General features: G+C 42.0%; 13 protein-coding genes. 11 read left to right on the forward strand and 2 right to left on the reverse strand.

From position 1 onward, the window contains the following. Positions 1 to 101: 101 nt before the first annotated feature. A complete protein-coding gene (hrpB, locus tag CWC16_RS04355; protein ID WP_138540642.1) occupies positions 102 to 2,528 on the forward strand; it encodes an ATP-dependent helicase HrpB in 2,427 nt (808 codons plus the stop codon). Positions 2,529 to 2,616: 88 nt separating this feature from the next. Then, on the forward strand, positions 2,617 to 3,081 hold the full coding sequence (locus CWC16_RS04360; RefSeq protein WP_138540643.1) for a nuclear transport factor 2-like protein: 465 nt from the start codon (positions 2,617 to 2,619) through the stop codon (positions 3,079 to 3,081). Positions 3,082 to 3,090: 9 nt separating this feature from the next. On the opposite strand, the gene CWC16_RS04365 is transcribed toward CWC16_RS04360, so the two are convergent. Then, positions 3,091 to 3,306, reverse strand: a complete 216-nt coding sequence (locus tag CWC16_RS04365; RefSeq protein ID WP_138540644.1) for a hypothetical protein — start codon at positions 3,304 to 3,306, stop codon at positions 3,091 to 3,093. A 560-nt stretch (positions 3,307 to 3,866) separates the two neighbouring features. Here CWC16_RS04365 and CWC16_RS04370 point away from each other — a divergent pair. The 8 genes from CWC16_RS04370 (at position 3,867) to CWC16_RS04405 (ending at position 15,744) form a co-directional block, all read left to right on the forward strand. Further along, on the forward strand, positions 3,867 to 5,597 hold the full coding sequence (locus CWC16_RS04370) for a DUF4856 domain-containing protein (protein WP_138540645.1): 1,731 nt from the start codon (positions 3,867 to 3,869) through the stop codon (positions 5,595 to 5,597). Between the two features lie 85 nt (positions 5,598 to 5,682). Continuing rightward, positions 5,683 to 6,957: an imelysin family protein gene (locus tag CWC16_RS04375; RefSeq protein ID WP_138540646.1), complete on the forward strand. Its 1,275-nt coding sequence runs from the start codon at positions 5,683 to 5,685 to the stop codon at positions 6,955 to 6,957. An 8-nt stretch (positions 6,958 to 6,965) separates the two neighbouring features. After that, positions 6,966 to 9,200 (forward strand): TonB-dependent receptor family protein, encoded by a 2,235-nt coding sequence (locus CWC16_RS04380; protein WP_138540647.1) that lies wholly within the window; start codon positions 6,966 to 6,968, stop codon positions 9,198 to 9,200. A 10-nt stretch (positions 9,201 to 9,210) separates the two neighbouring features. Then, positions 9,211 to 10,251 carry a sterol desaturase family protein gene (locus CWC16_RS04385; protein WP_138540648.1) on the forward strand — a complete coding sequence of 347 codons (1,041 nt, stop codon included), beginning with the start codon at positions 9,211 to 9,213 and terminating at the stop codon, positions 10,249 to 10,251. Positions 10,252 to 10,361: 110 nt separating this feature from the next. After that, complete coding sequence (locus CWC16_RS04390; RefSeq protein WP_138540649.1) at positions 10,362 to 12,269, forward strand: DUF1800 domain-containing protein; 1,908 nt, start codon at positions 10,362 to 10,364, stop codon at positions 12,267 to 12,269. Between the two features lie 9 nt (positions 12,270 to 12,278). Beyond that, positions 12,279 to 13,619: a DUF1501 domain-containing protein gene (locus CWC16_RS04395; RefSeq protein WP_138540650.1), complete on the forward strand. Its 1,341-nt coding sequence runs from the start codon at positions 12,279 to 12,281 to the stop codon at positions 13,617 to 13,619. A gap of 158 nt (positions 13,620 to 13,777) precedes the next feature. Continuing rightward, positions 13,778 to 14,491, forward strand: coding sequence for a DUF1499 domain-containing protein (locus CWC16_RS04400; protein ID WP_138540651.1), 714 nt, complete (start codon positions 13,778 to 13,780; stop codon positions 14,489 to 14,491). A gap of 203 nt (positions 14,492 to 14,694) precedes the next feature. Beyond that, positions 14,695 to 15,744, forward strand: coding sequence for an NAD(P)-dependent alcohol dehydrogenase (locus tag CWC16_RS04405; RefSeq protein ID WP_138540652.1), 1,050 nt, complete (start codon positions 14,695 to 14,697; stop codon positions 15,742 to 15,744). Positions 15,745 to 15,813: 69 nt separating this feature from the next. Here the strand turns inward: CWC16_RS04405 and CWC16_RS04410 are convergent, their stop codons facing one another. After that, positions 15,814 to 17,016 (reverse strand): MFS transporter, encoded by a 1,203-nt coding sequence (locus tag CWC16_RS04410; RefSeq protein ID WP_138540653.1) that lies wholly within the window; start codon positions 17,014 to 17,016, stop codon positions 15,814 to 15,816. A gap of 369 nt (positions 17,017 to 17,385) precedes the next feature. On the opposite strand from CWC16_RS04410, the gene CWC16_RS20350 reads away from it, so the two are divergent. Beyond that, positions 17,386 to 18,687 carry a methyl-accepting chemotaxis protein gene (locus CWC16_RS20350; RefSeq protein ID WP_138540654.1) on the forward strand — a complete coding sequence of 434 codons (1,302 nt, stop codon included), beginning with the start codon at positions 17,386 to 17,388 and terminating at the stop codon, positions 18,685 to 18,687. Positions 18,688 to 18,697: the final 10 nt, after the last annotated feature.

Consider the following 18,697-nt stretch of genomic DNA (forward strand, 5'->3'; position numbering starts at 1 on the left):
TATTTCTGATTATGATGCTTTTTATAACCACTCAGCTTTAGCGACGCGTTTATTTTTGGTTTTTGTTACAATGCCCACAAAGCAATTTTGGGTAAATAGCAGTGCTGCCGGTTCAAAACATATATCAACAACTAGTAACTACATTACAAAGTAATCCTATAACGTTATTACAAGCACCGCCTGGTGCAGGTAAGTCAACATGGCTGCCGCTACAGCTTATGCGCGATGGCCATTTTAAACGTATTGTAATGCTAGAGCCTCGTCGCTTAGCTGCACGTAATATTGCCAGTTATTTAGCAAAGTGCCAAAACGAGAATGTTGGGCAAAGTGTGGGCTTGCGAATTAAGGGCGAGAGTAAAGTAAGTAGTAATACGAGCCTTGAAATAGTGACTGAGGGCATGCTTACTCGCATGCTACAAAACGATCCAGAACTTAGCGATATTGATTTACTGATATTTGATGAGTTTCATGAACGTTCAATTGCAGCCGATACCTCACTGGCCTTTGCTTTAGAGACCCAAAGTGCACTGCGTGACGATTTAACCATACTGCTTATGTCGGCCACCCTTGATACCGAGCGCTATACGCAATTTTTTGACTGCCCAGTTATTCAATCAAGTGGGCGAAGCTACCCCATAAACGAAGTATACATACCCATAAAAGATGAAAGCCGCTGGCTTGATGCTATTCCCGCTTTAATAAAACAAGCACTAAACGAGCAAAGCGGCAGTGCGCTGGTGTTTTTACCTGGGCAATTTGAAATATTACGCGTACAACAGGCCCTTAATGATTTACCAAGTGATTGCTTAGTTACAACGTTATTTGGCGAACAAGATAAAGCCAATCAGCAAGCGGCGATTGCCCCTGCGCCTGAGGGCATGCGAAAAGTGGTGCTTACCACCAATGTAGCTGAAACCAGCTTAACTATTGAAGGCATTCGCATTGTTATTGATAGCGGTAAACGCCGCGCGGCCAGTTATAACTTAAAAACAGGTGTAACGGAGCTTACAACACAAAGTATATCGCGTTCCTCTGCCGAGCAGCGTGCAGGGCGTGCAGGGCGAATAGAGCCAGGTGTGGTGTACAGGCTTGGTTCAAAACAAACCTTTGAGCGGCGCAATAGCCACGATAGTCCCGAAATACTCACCTCAGACATAAGCCAACTTATGCTTGAAGCAAAGCAGTGGGGCGCAAATATTAGCGAACTCACCTTGCTTGATACGCCAACAGCGCAGCAATGCACACAAGCAATGAGCTTACTAACTATGCTTGATGCCATCGACGACAAAGGTAAGCTAACAAAGTTGGGCAGTAATATGCTGGATTTTGGAGCGGATATACGCTTAGCGCATATGCTTTTAAAAGCACAAGCGCTTAAGGCAGAACTCCCGGGTATTTATCGCTTAGCACTTTATTTGGTGGCGCTGCTTGAAAGCCGAATAAACAGCGCCAACGAGCTAAGCTTAGCGCTACATAGCCAGCAGCAAAGGCCACACCCGGTATTTAAGCAGCAGTTAAAATACTGGCAAAGCCGCTTAAAAGTAACCGAAAGTAACAGCGAGCTAAACACCGAGTATTTAGGTTTGCTGGTGGCATTAGCTTACCCCGATCGCATTGCAAAAAAACGTGGCAATGGTTACTTACTTGCAAATGGAGCGGGCGCTGATTTAAACACCGATTACTGGCATAACGATGACTACCTGGCTATTGCTAGCATGGGCGGCCATAAAGGCACGCGTATTTTTGCAGCCACTGCGCTTAGCCCATTTGAGCTACAAGATTACTTACCGCACTTATTTACTACGCTTACCCGCTGTGAGTTTGATGAAAAAACCGCACGCTTTATCCATCAAGATGAAGTAAAGCTTGGCGCTATTACGCTTACAAGCCAACCAAGTAAGCAAAAGCTTGATAAAACAGAGCGCGCTAAAGCGTGGCTTAATTTATTTACTAAACATGGCTTTGCATTATTTAATGAACAACCCGATGCACAACAATTATTGATACGCATGAGTTTAGCCAGTCAGTTTATGCCCGATACGTTCCCGGCAATAAGCGAGCAGCAACTTATCGAAACAGCTGAAGATTGGTTGGGCGTGTACTTACAGGACATAAAAACACTCGATCAGCTTAAAAAGTTTAACTACTTTGAAGCACTGCAAAATTGTTTTGACTGGACTCAGCAAACAGCCCTAAAAACACTGTTACCGCTTAGGTTAACGGTACCGAGTGGCTCAAATATAAAAATTAATTACCAACTTGATGGCCCCGCAAAACTTAGCGTGCGCATGCAAGAAGTGTATGGTTTAACCAGTACGCCTATGCTTGCCAATGGCAAGTTGCCACTGCTTATGGAGTTACTATCGCCGGGTAAGCGCTCTTTACAACTTACACAAGACCTTGCGCACTTTTGGGCTACCAGTTACCGCGATGTACAAAAAGAAATGAAAGGACGTTATCCCAAGCATTTTTGGCCAGACGACCCAGCCAACAGCGTGGCAACTAGTAGAGTGAAAAGCAAAATGTAGCTGTTAGTTACATAATGTTATTTGTTTGATTATTGAACGTTCTAAGGTAATGTACCTATAAAATATATTTAGCTACAGGGAATAGTCAATGAGGTTACTTTTAACATTAGGTTTGGTATTGGTTGCTAGCTTTACAGCCCGAGCTGAAGAGTCATTTGATTTAAAAACATTTGCACAGCATTACTACAAAACCATGACCGCCACGCAAGCCCCTAATGCAGGAGCTAAAGAGCTTGAAACCTACCTTGCTTTATTAACAGACGATGTAGGCAGCCAGCATATACCTTATCAAATAGATGACTCTCGCACTGCTGATGGTAAAAAACAAATGCGCAAAGGGATGAGTTTTTATTTAGGCGCGCATACCCACTATAAAAGTGAGTTACTCAATACTTTTATATTTAACAATAGCGGCTTTGCGATTCGTTATAAAAACCACGCTAAAGGTATTCACCCACAAAGCAAACAGCCCATAGAGTACACATCAGTAATGATGGAAGTAATAGAGGTTGAGAATGGTAAAGTGGCGATGATCCGCAAATACCACGAATAACTTTATTGGTTAAACCTCTTTGCCGCCGTGTTGCTCTGCTAAGTCATCAAGCTCTGCAGAGGTGTAATCAAACCCGCTTTCATCATACTCGTAAGTAACTTTTACACTGTCGCCACCATTAAATAAGCGTGTTTTAACTTGGTTTACGGGCCAATCTTTTAGTACATGCACAAAACGGTTGGCAACTTGCGAGGATTCAAAACGGTAGCGAATTTCTGTTTTCATAAAAAAGGCTCTGTCATTATATGGCTTAGCTAAAAGTGAGTAGTAAAGTTACACATTTAATGCATTACCACCTCTCATGGTCTTTAGTATACCTTTAATCAATAGGCTGATATAAGCCCGTAACGCAGTATGTAAAGCAAAAATTTATCCAAAACCGCTATAAGTGGCTCGCTATTGAAGTAAATAATAATTGTTGACCCAGCTTTTTATCTAAAAAGTTAAAACATCTTTATTTCTGCATAATCCTAGTATTGAATTTACACATTAATAACTTTTTCACTAAATTACCTACCTAAAGCGCCAAGTTGAAATATTAAGCTATTGTAAGTAAAGTTTTTAATACACTTGATAGATGTGGATGATTGACCCATTACTTAATATTTAACGTATTGAATCACCTTATTAAATAGTGACTTTAAAATAAGGCTTTTGTTCTAAAAAATAAAACTATTTAAAAATTTAAACAAAAACTAAACATTTAGGTTGATTGTTAGTTATTTGTAATTAGAATAGTCGCTATTACAAATAAGAATGATTCACATACAATATTAGGATTCAACATGAATTTGCGTAAATCTCTCCTTGCTAGTGCAGTAATTACTGCAACTTTGGGTTTAACTGCGTGTGGTGGCTCAAGCTCGAACGATAGCGATGAAACACCGACCACACCAACAGTGACTAATTCGGCACCTACTGCAATTAGCTTATCAACATCAGCTGTAACAGAAGATGTAGTTGGTGCAGTTGTCGGTACTTTAAGTGCCACCGATGACGATGCAACAGGTATGGTATTTACGCTAGCTGATGATGAGCAGTATTTTGAAATTAACGACAGCAATGAATTAACGCTTAAAAGCGCATTAGCGCTTAATGCTGAGCAAGTAGAAACCTTAGATGTAACAGTTACCGCAACCGATGCCGGTGAGTTAAGCTTTACGCAAACATTGAGCGTATCTGTAACAGATATTGAAGCGCAAGATGGCGTAAATGTTTACGAATTTGCTTCAACAGTCGATACAAGCAATTCGGCTGTAAGTTACACAGGGCAAGTGGCTCGCCATGCGCTTTCGGCGCAAATTAAAGCCTACATAGGTTTATTAGATGTAGATTACATCGAAAGTAATGGCTTGACAGGCGATGCAGTAAAAGCGCAGCTAATGGCGTATTGGAGTGATTACGAAGCCGTAAAAGATAATAGCTTTTTGTTTGTTGATGGCAGCACAACGCTACAGCAATCATTTGCTGAAATTTCAAGTTCAGGTAAATCGTTAACGGGTAAAGTTGCCGGTAACGATGCATCAAAAATGGAAGAAGAGTGGCTAACAGAAGGCACATTTGAAGGGTGGAGTGACTTTGGTACTCAAGCTAAAACACCTGAAGGCCTTATTTTTCATTACTTTGATTTATTAGCGGCTAATGTAGATGTAATAGCAAGCGGCACACAATCTGAAGATATAAACGGTAACGACATTACAGCCGCTTATATTACAACAAGTGGCCTTGATTTAAATCAGCTTATTCAAAAACATACATTAGGTGCGTTAATGTTCTCGCAAGGTACAGATGACTACCTAGATGAAGGGCTTGAAGAGGATAACACCGATGCAGCAGCCGCTGGCACTAATTACAGCACTTTAGAGCATCAATATGATGAAGGTTTTGGTTACTTTGGCGCTGCTCGTCATTACTTAGAGTTTAGCGACGACGCTATTGCTGATGGTAGTGCAAACGCAGATGTTGATGGCGATGGAAAAATAGATTTAGCCAGTGAGTATAACTGGGGTAATTCAGTCAATGCCGCTAAACGTGATAACGGTGCAACAGTTGCGACTGACTTTAGCAGCGCAGCAATGACGGCATTTATAGCGGGTCGTAAAATTATTAACGATGCAGCGCCAAGCGCATTAACTGATGAGCAAAAAACGCAGTTATTAGCACAGCGCGATATTGCTGTTGCTAATTGGGAAAATGCAATTGCAGCGACTGTTGTTCATTACATTAACGATACATTAGCTGACATTGATACAGTGCAAGGTACAGAGGCAAGCGCTGAAGATTTTACTAACCTAGCTAAGCACTTTAGTGAAATGAAAGGTTTTGCACTGAATTTTCAATTTAACCCATTTTCACCTTTTTACAGCGATGATAACGCAGGTAAATTTGCCGAGCTACATACGTTACTAGGTGAGGCGCCACAGTTAACAGATGCCTACAAAGCACAGTTAGTTGAAGCGCGTGATTTGATGCAGCAAGTATACGGCTTTGATGCACAAAACGTTGAAAACTGGTAATTACCACCTGTTTTAGCACCAAGGAAGGTCAGCCCACGGGCTGGCCTTTTGCCGTTTAATTTTCGAAGTTTTTAGGGTTGAAATAATGATCAATTATGCAAAAAAAGGGGTCGTAGTTGCAGCAGCTGTTTTAACACTTAGTGGCTGTGGTGAAAGTAGCTCAAGTAGCACGGGCAGTGATTTTCAAGGTAGTGATAGCGGGCAAACTACTACGCCAGTGGTGACAGAGTTTGATGAAGCACAACTGGTTGCTAACTTAGTCGACAATGTAATAACACCTACGTTTGTTTTGTTTAATCAACAAGCACAACTACAAACGCAAGCAGTAGCCAATTACTGTCAAGCCGAATTGCAAAGCGTTCAAGAAAGCTCTGAAGAGGCCATAGCACTGCGTACTCAGGCACAGCAAGCATGGCTTGATACCATGGCGGGCTGGCAGCAAGCCGAAATGATGCAAATGGGGCCATTACTTGATAACTCAGGCCAATTGCGCAATCAAATATACTCTTGGCCTACGTTTAGCCGATGTGGGATAGACCAAGATGTGGTGTATAACCAAGACGGGGTAATAAACCAAGATCAAAATCGCCCGTATGATATTAACGAAAGAACAGCAACACGTAGGGGCTTATTTGCACTTCAGCACGTGTTGTTCAACGAGCAATTAGATCATCACTGTAGTGTTGCTAACGAGGCGTTGGCTGATTGGAATAACCGTACTGATCTGGCGCGTCGCCAGGCTCGATGTGAGTTTGCGGTGGTGGCAAGTGAAGATGTTTTAAACTCCTCAGCACAATTATTACAAGCTTGGCAAGGTGATAACGGTTTTGCGAATGAGTTAAAAAATACTGGAGACAGTGGTGGGCGCTTTAGCACTACTCATGAAGCACTTAACCATATTAGCGATGCGCTGTTTTACATCGATACACTCGTAAAAGATAAAAAATTAGCAGAGCCAATTGGAATTTTTTCAAATTCGTGTGGTACATCAGCATGCCCTGAAGATGTAGAAAGCCTAGATGCAAAAAGTTCTTTAGATAATATTCGTAACAATCTAACCGCGTTTGAAGCGTTAATAATAGGTAATTTAGAAGGCGCAGAGGCGGGCACTGGTTTTGACGACTTTTTAGATGCAGAGCAAGCACAGGCAACAAAAACGCGCTTAATAGAAGGCATTGCAGCTCTAAAGACTACACTTAGCCAAATTGATAGCTCGTTAGCAGATTTACTCATAAGTAATGAGCAACAAGTACGTGATGTGCATGGCGAGGTGAAAGTACTTACTGATGAACTTAAAAATGACTTTATCAATGAATTAGCACTTGAGCTACCTACTACTTCTGCAGGCGATAACGACTAAGGGCAACAATGAAATACAATAAACTTACAATTGCATTGCTTATGGCCGTAAGTTGCCAAGCAGTTGCAGAGCAACAAAGCGACATAGAGCATATTCAAATTATTAGCCACAATGACAAGCTACGTACCGAGGCGGGATCTGCCACTTTAATTGGTGAAGCGCAGCTTGAACAATTTGAATTTGATGATATTCACCGTATTTTATCGCAGGTTCCTGGCGTAAATATACGTGAAGAAGATGGCTTTGGGCTAAGGCCTAATATTGGTTTTAGGGGCGTAACCCCCGAGCGTAGTAAAAAAATCACGATATTAGAAGATGGTGTTTTAATTGGCCCTGCGCCGTATTCTGCTCCCGCGGCTTATTATTTTCCGCTAACTACACGCATGACTGCGGTTGAGGTATTTAAAGGCCCAGCAGCCATACATTATGGCCCACAAACGGTGGCAGGTACGCTTAATTTAGTGTCGCGCCAAGTGCCAGATGATGCCAGTGGTATGCTTGATGTATCAGCAGGGTCTGATGGTTATAAAAAAGCGCACGCGTATTATGGCAACCGCGAAGGGCAGTTTGGCTTTTTAGTTGAAGGAGTACACCTAGAAAGCGACGGATTTAAAGAGCTTGATGGCGGGCAAGACACCGGCTTTGAAAAAGATGACCTATTAGTTAAATTAGATTACAAACTCGATGGTGAGCAGTTTAAGCAACGTTTTGAGTTAAAATTAGCGTACTCAGATGAGCTTTCAAATGAGACTTATCTTGGTTTAACAGAGGATGATTATAGCGAAAACCCATATCGTCGTTATGCAGCTAGTGGCCCTGCTAATATGGACACGAAGCACACGCAAGTTATGTTTACTCACCAGTTGAGCACTGACAATTTTGCACTGACTACCCGAGCGTATCGTAATGACTTTGAGCGTGCTTGGTTAAAGCTTAACTCAGTCACTAACAGCAGTGGCAGTTTGTCGGATATTTTGGCCGACCCAACGCGTTTTGAACGTGAATATAGCGTTATTAGTGGTCAAGCTGATTCGGTTCAAAATGGCGAAAGCAATGTGTTTTTGACCATGGGCACTAACGACAGAGCCTTTTTCTCACAAGGGATTCAGTTTGATGGCGATTGGCAAGTGGCGGCATTTGGGCTTGATCATTCTCTCTCGTTTGGGGTTCGTTTTCATCAAGATGAAATAGAGCGTGACCACTTCGAAGACACCTACGCTATGGCTAACTCGGTTAACACCCGCACAGATACTGCAAGTGTATTTACAACGCAAAATACGGAGTCTACCGATGCATGGTCTGTTTATATTGAAGACAAAGTGACGTTCGATAAGTTAACACTCGGTCTAGGTGTGCGCGGTGAGTTAATGGATATGTCGTATCAGAATGACTCGCCGGGGCAAGAAAACGATTGGCAAAATAAATCGAGCCGAATTTGGCTACCTGGCTTAAGTGGTTTTTATCAGTTATCTGAAAACGCAGGGTTATTATTTGGTGTACACCAAGGGTTTGTGCCATCAAGTCCATCGAGCCCAGTGCGTGAAGGAGATGATGAATTTGAAAAAAGCGTAAACTATGAATTTGGTGGCCGTTATAACGATGGTAATCGCCAAATTGAGGTGGTTAGCTTTTTTAACGATTACACAAATTTAGTTGAAAGCTGCGGACAATCAAATTGTGGAATTGCAAACGAATTTGATCGTGAATTTAGCGGTGGTGAGGTGGATGTGTGGGGCGTTGAGTCTCAATTTGCACAAACCTTCTCACTAAACGAAAGTATCGATATTCCTGTGCGTTTAACGTATACCTATACGCAAAGCGAATTTAAAGAAGAGCTATTTAGTGAGTTTACGCAGTGGGGGCACATTCGCCCTGGCGATCACTTACCATATTTGCCCAATCACCAGGCTGCACTTAGTTTAGGGCTTGCACATAACGATTGGTCTGTAGATGTATTAATAAAATACACTTCAGATATGCCAGAGGCTGCGGGTGTTGCTTATACAGCGGGCGAAATTGGCAATACAACAGGCAACGACTTTGCTATGCCATTAGCCGGTGTTGATGTGCCATCAACTACGGTTGTTGATATTGCAGCACGCTACGAGCTTGATCAATATGGGCATATTTACGCAAAGGTAGATAACCTGTTTGACCAAGATAATATTGTTAGTCGTCGCCCATATGGTGCACGTCCTGGTAAGCCTCGCAGTGTTGCTGTAGGTTATAAATACCAATTTTAAGAGGTAAGTAATGTTCGAGACTTTATGGCAAACACTGTTGCAAACGCCTAATTATTTGTTTGATGCCAATAAACGCCTATTTATTGGCTATAGCATTGCGGCGTTAGTTATTGCTATGTTGCTGTATTTCTCGGGCCGCACACAACAAAAAAAGCGCACTTGGCGTGGGCTGGGGCGTTATTTATTTAGTAAGCGTATTTGGCTTAGTAAAAGCGCCAAGCTTGACTATCAATTGCTAATTATAAATCGTTTACTCAAAGCCGCGCTATGGGTGCCTATAGTGCTAACTATGGTACCTGTGGCGATTAGCGTAAGCGATGCCTTGCAATGGCTTTTTGGGGAGCGTGCGGTATGGCAGCTGCCAAGTACTGTGGTGCTAGTAATATTTACTGTACTGCTTTTTATATTTGATGATTTAACCCGCTTTTTATTACATTTAGCACTGCATAAGGTGCCGTTTTTGTGGCGTTTTCATAAAGTGCATCATAGTGCGTTAGTGCTCACCCCAATGACTATTTATCGCAGCCACCCGTTTGAAAGCTATTTATATGCGTGTCGAATGGCGTTCGCGCAAGGTTTTGTGGTGGGCGTTTGTGTGTATTGCTTTGGCCGAAACTTAACTATGCTAGATATTTTTGGTGCTAATGTATTTGTATTTGCCTTTAATGCGTTAGGCGCTAATTTACGCCACTCTCATGTATGGTGGAGCTTTGGTAAAAAAATAGAAAATTGGTTTATTAGCCCAGCTCAGCATCAAATTCATCACAGCGATAACCCAAAGCACTTTGACCGTAACTTAGGCTCTGCTTTAGCCATTTGGGATAGAGCTTGTGGCACGCTAATAAAAGCGCATCAAGTAAGTAAAATTACTGTAGGCGTAGGCAATAAAGACCGTGGCCACAACAGTGTAATAGATGCGTATTGGCGGCCAATTTACGAGAACCTACAAACGCCTTGGCAGCGTGTGGCTAAAGCCGCTAATAAGGTGAATGTTTATAACAAAAAAAAGCCCATCATTGAGGTTAATATTAACGATAAAACAGTTAAATAGCGCTCGGTTACAAAAAATAAAGGGTTAAGTTGTAAATTTTGTGTTTCAATAATCGCATCAAACTCGGTACATACTAACGTACCTTCTTAAAATTACGATGACGATTTAACATGTATTACAAATCAGTTTTATTGGCAAGTAGTGCCTTATTACTCAGCGCCTGTGGTGGTTCTGGCGGCGATGATACGCCCACCGTTAATTCAAATAAAATACCTACCTTGTCCGTATCCAACATTCCTGGCGAATTAAAAAAAGGACAAACCATTGAGCTAACTGCAACAGCAAGCGATGAGGATGGCACTATAAGCAGTGTGATTTGGCAACAAACTGCAGGCATAACGTTATTGAGTGAGCCACTAGAAGCGTTAAGTACCCGCCTTACAATACCTGCTGCACAAAGTTATGCACCCATAACATATTCATTTAGTGTAACAGCCACTGATAACGAAGGGGCTACACGCACTCAAACTATTACATTTGTAGCTAAAAACAGCATGGATATGCACAGTGCTGCCAGGTTATTACACCAAGCCAGTATGGGCCCAACGCTTGCTGAAATAAATAATGCTCAGGGTTTAAGTGAGCAACAATGGCTCGATAACCAAATAGCACTGCCAATTGGCTACCACGGCGACTACCTTGTCACACTTGAAGATGATGAAGACTTTAAATACATAAGCCGTATAGATGCATGGTGGAAAGCGGTGCTACAAAGTGACGATCAGCTGCGTCAGCGCGTTGCATTTGCACTGAGTGAAATATTGGTTGTATCGGATGAAAATAGCGATTTACGTGCGCAACCACAGGGCATGGTTAGTTACTATGATTTATTACTCAAACATGCATTTGGCAACTTTAGAGAGTTACTCGAAGAGGTAACGCTTTCGCCCATTATGGGCACTTATTTAAGCCATTTAGGTAACGAAAAAGAAGACGATGCACTCAATATTCGCCCTGACGAAAACTACGCCCGCGAGGTTATGCAATTATTTACTATAGGGCTTGATGAGTTAAACCTTGATGGCAGCGTTAAGCTAGATGCAAACGGCAATAGCATAGCAACTTACGGGCAGGCGCAAATACAAGGGTTTGCGCGTGTATTTACAGGCTGGACATTTGCAGACAGTGAAACTTTTAAACGCGTAAGTCGTGATTATATTAACCCTATGCAAGCCTATAGTGAGTACCATTCGAGCAAAGAAAAAGTTCTGTTAAATGGTGAGGTTATACCTCAAGACTATGGGCCGGAGGAGTCGCTAAAAATAGCCCTCGATAATTTGTTTAATCACGATAATGTAGCGCCATTTATTTCTAAACAGCTTATTCAGCGGTTAATTACCTCAAACCCGACTACGCAATATGTAGAGCGCGTTGCTCGTGTATTTAATGACAATGGAAGCGGTGTACGAGGCGATTTAGCCGCAGTTGTTAAAGCGATTTATTTAGATGATGAAGCGCGCCATTTTGGCAGCGTACTTAGCTATCAAGGTAAAATTAAAGAACCGCTTTTAAAAACCGTACAGTTTTGGCGAAACCTTAATGCTAAGTCACTACAAGGGTATTACAAAACGTGGAACCTGGTCGACAGCTACGGACAAGGCCCAATGCAGTCAGCGTCTGTATTTAATTTTTTCAGACCAGATTACCAAAGTGCGACTTTGCGCTCCCAAGGGCTTGTTGCCCCCGAACTACAAATAGCTAACGATGCGACTTTAATAGGTACAATGAACGCTCTATTTGCAAGTTTAGTTTGGAGTACCGCTGAAGCGCATACCGATTTAAACCCAGCCGGTATTTATGTCTATGTACAAAGCGATATGGATTACTTGGCGCAAAATGGCATTAATGCACTGATAGAACAATATAATACCTTGTATTTTGCCGGCAATATGAGCGCTGATACTAAGCAAGCCTTGCTTGATTTAGATGCCTACTTTAATGAGGAGCAGTACCGTGTAAGGGTTTCGTACTTGTTATACATGATTGCTATTTCACCAGAATTTAACGTGCAGTATTAGGAGCGCATAATGAGCATTAATAGAAGGCAATTTTTATCATTATGTTTAAAAGGCGGGGTATCGGCAGCCGCTTTAACCAGTTTACAGCTACAGGCGCTAACGGGCGCAACTAATGCAATAGAACTTGGTGATTATAAAGCCCTAGTGTGTGTGTTTTTATACGGCGGAAACGACTCACTTAATATGCTGCTCCCCCTAGAGGGAGAGCAGCGCAGTTTATATGAGCAAAGTCGGCAAAACCTCGCAGTAGAAAATCCTTTGTCGCTAAGTGTTAGTTCGCAATTTGCAGGTGGTGTGGGCATCCACCCTTCACTTGCGCCTTTACAGAGTGTGTTTGAGTCGGATGATTTAGCCTTTATTGGCGGCGTAGGCACTTTGCTTACTCCCACTACATTAGCTGACTATAAAAATAACGCAGTACCTTTACCTAAGCATTTGTTTTCACATAACGATCAGCAAGCCTCATGGATGTACGGCCGAGAAAAAGCCTCTTTAAACAGTGGGTGGGGCGCACGTATGCTCGAACGGTTAGTTGTGCATGACGAGTTTGCGGCAAATATCTCTCTCGATGGCACAAACTTATGGCAAACAGGCACAAATAGCAGTGCTTTTGCGCTTAACAAAAGTGGTATAAGTACGATTAACGCCTTTGGTGGTTATCAGCCGCGTACTGAGCACGTTACTAATATAATGAATCGTGTGTTAGGCAATGCAAGCCATGTGCTTGGGCGTGAATATGCTACTGGCTTAAATAGTGCAATTACCAATACGCAAACTATGAACAGTGCGCTAGAACAAGCACCTGATCTAATTACTTCTTTTAGTGATACTAGCTTGAGTGAGCAATTAGCTGCGGTGGCTAAAACGATTAGTGTGCAGTCGTCGTTAAGTACTCAGCGCCAAGTGTTTTTTGTCTCTATGGGGGGATTTGATACCCATGATGATCAGCTTACGGCACACCCTGCGTTATTAAATACGCTCGCTCAAGGGCTCAGCGAGTTTAATAGTGCCATGAAAGAGCTAAACATGAATGATAAAGTTACCACATTTACTATGTCGGACTTTGGCCGTACGCTCACCTCAAATGGAGATGGCACTGATCATGGCTGGGCGGGTAATCAAATAGTAATGGGTGGTGCGGTAAAAGGACGTAATATTTATGGTGAGCTACTTACTCAGCAATTAGAGGGCGAATACGATACCGGCGGTGGGCGGTTAATTCCGCAAGTGGCTAACGAGCAGTACTTTGCAACGCTCGCGCAATGGTTTGGTGTGCCTGTTTCAGAGCTGGTTGATATTTTTCCTAATTTAAGTCACTTTAATAGCGAAACCTTGGACTTTTTTGTGTAAAGATACTGATATGTTAACTGCAGAGCTTACAGCGAGTTGGTATCTATAATCAGTGACGTTGGCTGTTGATTGTAATCTAAACCCCGTGTTAGGCAGTATGACGTACTGGTTTCAAATACTTAAAATTAAAGATCACACATGATAAAGGAATCATAATAATGAAAATTTTAGTGAGCTTAGTAAGTTTAATCGCTTTTTTACTCGTTTTACTGCCTGGGCCTTTGTATAAGTATGGGGTTGTTGAGCTCAGTACTGCGTTTGCAGGTTTTAGATTTGGTGTGTATGTAGGTGGCGCTGCATTAGTGCTGCTTGTTATACAAGTTATTTTTATGCGTAAAACGCTTAGTATGGGCAGCACTTTAATGGCAGTGGTGTTTGCAGCCATCGCGATTGCAATGCCACTGAGCATGATGAGTAAAGCTAAAAGCGTACCCGCGATCCATGATATTTCGACCGATTTAATTAACCCACCAAAATTTGTGGCAATTGTACCGTTGCGAGCGGATGCTAAAAACCCAGCTGAATACGCAGGAGAAGAAACAGCCAGGCAGCAACGCAAGGCTTACCCTGAGCTAAAAACACTAAATTATGCACAATCAAAAACAGACTTATTAGCTGCTACAGAACAAGCGGTTAAAAATTTAGGGTTTGAGCTTGTTAATGTTAATGCGGCTACGGGTATTGTAGAGGCAACGGATACCACCACATGGTTTGGTTTTAAAGATGATGTAGTTGTGCGTATCAATGACGAAGGCAGCCAGCGCTTTGTCGATATACGCAGTAAGTCACGCGTGGGGCGAAGCGATTTAGGGAAAAATGCTGAGCGTATACATTCACTCATTGATGAGATAAATACGTTACTGGATAAGTAACCAACATTTAAGTTAAAAAAGCCCAACCTTGTTGGGCTTTTTTGGTCAGGGTGCATTCACAGCGCCGGCGTTAGTGTAAACCACATCAAAGTGCATACCGGTTTTATTTTTAGAGCCAGCCCTCATGGGATTAGTTTTAAAAGAAAGCACTTAAATAAGCGAGAAGGTAGACGACTTAAATTTTTACAGACTATGGAGTTGTTATGAAAACAGTAGGATATGCAGCAAAAAGCGAAGGTGCGCAACTAGGTGAATATACTTTTGAGCGCCGCGATTTACGCGATAACGATGTAGAAATTGAAATTTTATATTGTGGCGTATGCCACTCTGATTTACATGCTGTGCGCAATGACTGGGGCGGAAGCCGTTACCCGTTAGTCCCTGGGCACGAAATTGTAGGTAAAGTAAAAGCCATTGGCAGCGCTGTTAAAAAATATGAAAAAGGTGACACGGTAGCGGTAGGCTGCATGGTTGATTCATGCCAAAGCTGCAAACAGTGTGATAACGGCGAAGAGCAATTTTGCCAAGAAGGCATGGTAGGCACATACGCAGGTAAAGATAGAGTAACCGGCGAGATGACCCAAGGTGGCTATTCTAAACATATTGTTGTTCGTGAAGAATTTGTACTATCAGTCCCTGAAAACCTAGAGCTTTCGCGCGTTGCCCCTTTATTATGTGCAGGTATCACTACTTACTCTCCATTACATAAGTGGGGCGTTACAAAAGGCAGCCATGTTGCCGTTGTAGGGCTTGGTGGCTTAGGTCACATGGCTGTTAAAAATGCCGTAGCCATGGGCGCGAGTGTAACTGTGGTTGGGCGAAGTGAGTCTAAAAAAGATGACGCAGTAAAACTTGGCGCGCAGTATTATTTAGTGTCGACTGACGAAGATGCAATGAAAGCGTCGCAGTCGGCTTTTGATATTATTATTGACACCGTACCTGTTAAGCACGATTTGTCTATTTACACACCCTTATTAGACATAGATGGGACGCTAGTTATTGTTGGGCAAGTTGGCCCCGTAGAAGAGCTAAACACTGTGCCTCTTTTAATGGGTCGCCGCCGCATCGCAGGCTCACTAATTGGTGGGATAGAAGAAACCCAGCAGATGCTAGATTTCTGCGGCAAAAATAACGTATTGCCAGAGTGCGAAATGATTAATATTGACCAAATAAACACCGCGTATGAGCGAATGGAAAAATCAGACGTACGCTATCGTTTTGTTATTGATATGGCGTCGTTAGAGGCCCAGTAAGGTGGGTGATTAAATACCCTTATTAAAGTAAAAGAGCGGCTAATTGTATTAGCCGCTCTTTTTATATGCTTAACACGTTTGTGCTGCGGGTTGTTGTTTATTAAGTTGCAAGTAGCTTAAAAACCACATTACCAAGCCGCCTAGAAACAACGCAGCTGCAACATAACCCGTTTGATTAGGTGCTACACCTTGTGCAATAACAGCCCCGCCGACCCAAGGGCCAATAGCATTTGCGGTGTTAAATGCGCATTGTACTAATGCGCCAATCATTGCATGGCCCTCAGGGGCGACATCCATTAATAATGATTGAATAAGCGTTGCCAAACCCACACTGCAACCAATAAAAAATATAACCACATAAAGCATCCATATATTGTAACTTGCGCTAACGTAGGCAATAGCAAATACGATAGTGCACACCAGTGCAAGGCCTGTGGTTTTAATGGCCGATTTATCGGCCGCTTTGCCTAATAGGTAATTACCTAACGTACAACCAATACCAAACATCACCATGGCGATAGAAATAGTGTAAGGGGCTGTTTTAGTTACATCTAAAATTGTGTCGGCAATGTATGTATAAATACAAAACACGCCGCCAAAGCCAACAATTACAATACCTAAAATAGACCACACCAGTTTATTTTTAAGTACGCCAAACTCGTTAAGTAAGTTAGATGGCTTAGCGTTATCAATATTTGGCACTACTTTGTATACAAATATAAATGCAATAAACGCTAAAACGGCAGCGCCCCCTAAGCAATACCGCCAGCTTAGGTTTTGCCCCACCAAGGTAACAATAGGCACGCCAACAATGGTTGCAATGGTCAAGCCCATAAATACTTTTGACATAAAGCTTGCGCGTTTACCCGAAGGGGCAATATCGGAGGCAAGCAAAATAGCAGCGCCAAAATAGGCGCCGTGAGGTAAGCCACTTAAAAAACGAAAAACAACAAGCTGCTCTAGTGAGGTTGCTAATGCACTCAAACCATTAGCAATACACATTAAGCTTAAAAAAATCAGCAAAGCTTTGCGTTTTCGCATGTTGGCCGTTGTAAGCATTAATACGGGGGCGCCAACTACAACGCCAATCGCATAGGCGCTAATGGCATAGCCACTTTGCGAAGGGGTTGAGCCAAACGTTTCACTGATCAGCGGCAGCATAGGCATCATTGAAAACTCTGATAATCCTAAAATAAATGTACCTAGTGCTAACACTAATAAAATAGCCGATTTGTTTAACTGATTAGATGCCGACGCAACATCTGAACTCATAGAAGATCCTTTAACTTTGATTTTAAAATAACGAATAGCCACACGTTAACTGTGTGGGGAGTAAACATATATTAGGTGTGGAGTGTGTCAGTGAGATGGCTATTTTAAGTTAAAAAGTGTACTGCGTCATGTATAAAAATAGTATTTTTGGCTTGTTTTACTTTTGTTAACTACTAAAAAATGATAGCTATAGTGTTAATTTATAAAAAGATAATGCAGAGCAGCAAATTAGTAAGCGATTATTTGCTCGCAGAATAGCTAAATAACACTTATATTTACAAAGTTGTTACATTTATTGCCAGCTAACATATTATTTTTATATTTGCTTGTTATTGTCGCTCTAATATTAGTCTCTAAAGGTTTTAACACATGTTTGGTCTACGAAAAGATAACGCTAAAGTTGATGAATTGGAACGTCAACTCAATGAAAGTAAATCAGTACTATCCGCTATTTATAAGCATGTAGCGTATATTGAATTTACACCTGAGGGAAAAATTTTAGATGCTAACGAACTTTTTTTAGACACCATAGGTTACAAAAGAGAGGAAATAATTGGCAAGCATCACCGTATGTTTTGTGACTCTGACTATGCTAATTCAAATGAGTACAGCCAATTTTGGCAATCGCTGCAAGGTGCAAACTCAGCGAGTGGTGCTTTTATGCGCTTTAACGCTAATGGTGAAAAACTATGGCTAGAGGCTACGTATTTTCCTGTTGAAGTAAACGGGGTGGTTACTAAGGTTATTAAAATAGCGTCGGATATTACAAAAAATTATGTACAGCGAAAATCTCAAGAAGCGCTCACCGAAGCACTTGATAAGGCACTGGCCACAATTGAATTTAACCCCGATGGCACCATTATTAAAGCAAATCAAAACTTTTTATCTACAGTGGGCTATTCACTTGCAGAAATAGTTGGTAAGCATCACAAAATGTTTTGTACTGACTCTTTTTATCAAAATAATCCTCGGTTTTGGGAGGAGCTAAGCGAGGGACAGTTTAAATCGGGTAAGTTTAAGCGCATAACCTCTAACGGGGATGAAATTTGGTTAGAGGCAACCTACAATCCTATTTTAGATAACAAAGGCAACGTAATAAAAGTCGTGAAGTTTGCCTCTAATATAACTGAACGGATAAAAGAAAACGAAGCTGTAAGTGACGCTGCAAAAATTGCACACGAGTCAGCCGTGTCGAGTGCGCAAACGGCCAAAAGAGGGTCTGAGATATTACACGATGCGATTGCAAACTCCGATGCAATTGTAAGCCAAGTGCTTAAATCGGTTGATTTAATTAAAAATCTGAATGAACAATCGGCGGTTATCGGGTCTATTGTTTCGACCATAAGCAGTATTGCCGATCAAACTAATCTATTGGCGCTCAATGCCGCTATTGAGGCTGCACGGGCGGGTGAGTACGGCCGCGGCTTTGCCGTTGTGGCCGACGAGGTTAGGCAGCTTGCTGCAAGCACCAGTAGTTCTACCAACGAAATTGCTACTGTGGTTAAAAATAACCAAGAATTGACTAACGATATTTCAAAGCAAATTACCTCGGTGTCTGATTCCTCAGAGCAGGGTCGTGAGCTTATAGCAAAAGTCTCTGAAGTAATACAAGAAATAGAACGAGGCGCTGATGCTGTCTCTGCCACAGTGTCTAGACTTAACGTGAGTTAAGTTGCAGTAA

It is taken from the genome of Pseudoalteromonas sp. S3776 (assembly GCF_005886915.1).
Classification (GTDB): domain Bacteria; phylum Pseudomonadota; class Gammaproteobacteria; order Enterobacterales; family Alteromonadaceae; genus Pseudoalteromonas.

Bases quoted from the DNA above. Each gene is read 5' to 3' on its own strand.
- CWC16_RS04360 (WP_138540643.1), top strand. From the start codon at position 2,617: ATGAGGTTACTTTTAACATTAGGTTTGGTATTGGTTGCTAGCTTTACA.
- CWC16_RS04365 (WP_138540644.1), bottom strand. From the start codon at position 3,306: ATGAAAACAGAAATTCGCTACCGTTTTGAATCCTCGCAAGTTGCCAAC.
- CWC16_RS04370 (WP_138540645.1), top strand. From the start codon at position 3,867: ATGAATTTGCGTAAATCTCTCCTTGCTAGTGCAGTAATTACTGCAACT.
- CWC16_RS04375 (WP_138540646.1), top strand. From the start codon at position 5,683: ATGATCAATTATGCAAAAAAAGGGGTCGTAGTTGCAGCAGCTGTTTTA.
- CWC16_RS04380 (WP_138540647.1), top strand. From the start codon at position 6,966: ATGAAATACAATAAACTTACAATTGCATTGCTTATGGCCGTAAGTTGC.
- CWC16_RS04385 (WP_138540648.1), top strand. From the start codon at position 9,211: ATGTTCGAGACTTTATGGCAAACACTGTTGCAAACGCCTAATTATTTG.
- CWC16_RS04390 (WP_138540649.1), top strand. From the start codon at position 10,362: ATGTATTACAAATCAGTTTTATTGGCAAGTAGTGCCTTATTACTCAGC.
- CWC16_RS04395 (WP_138540650.1), top strand. From the start codon at position 12,279: ATGAGCATTAATAGAAGGCAATTTTTATCATTATGTTTAAAAGGCGGG.
- CWC16_RS04400 (WP_138540651.1), top strand. From the start codon at position 13,778: ATGAAAATTTTAGTGAGCTTAGTAAGTTTAATCGCTTTTTTACTCGTT.
- CWC16_RS04405 (WP_138540652.1), top strand. From the start codon at position 14,695: ATGAAAACAGTAGGATATGCAGCAAAAAGCGAAGGTGCGCAACTAGGT.
- CWC16_RS04410 (WP_138540653.1), bottom strand. From the start codon at position 17,016: ATGAGTTCAGATGTTGCGTCGGCATCTAATCAGTTAAACAAATCGGCT.
- CWC16_RS20350 (WP_138540654.1), top strand. From the start codon at position 17,386: ATGTTTGGTCTACGAAAAGATAACGCTAAAGTTGATGAATTGGAACGT.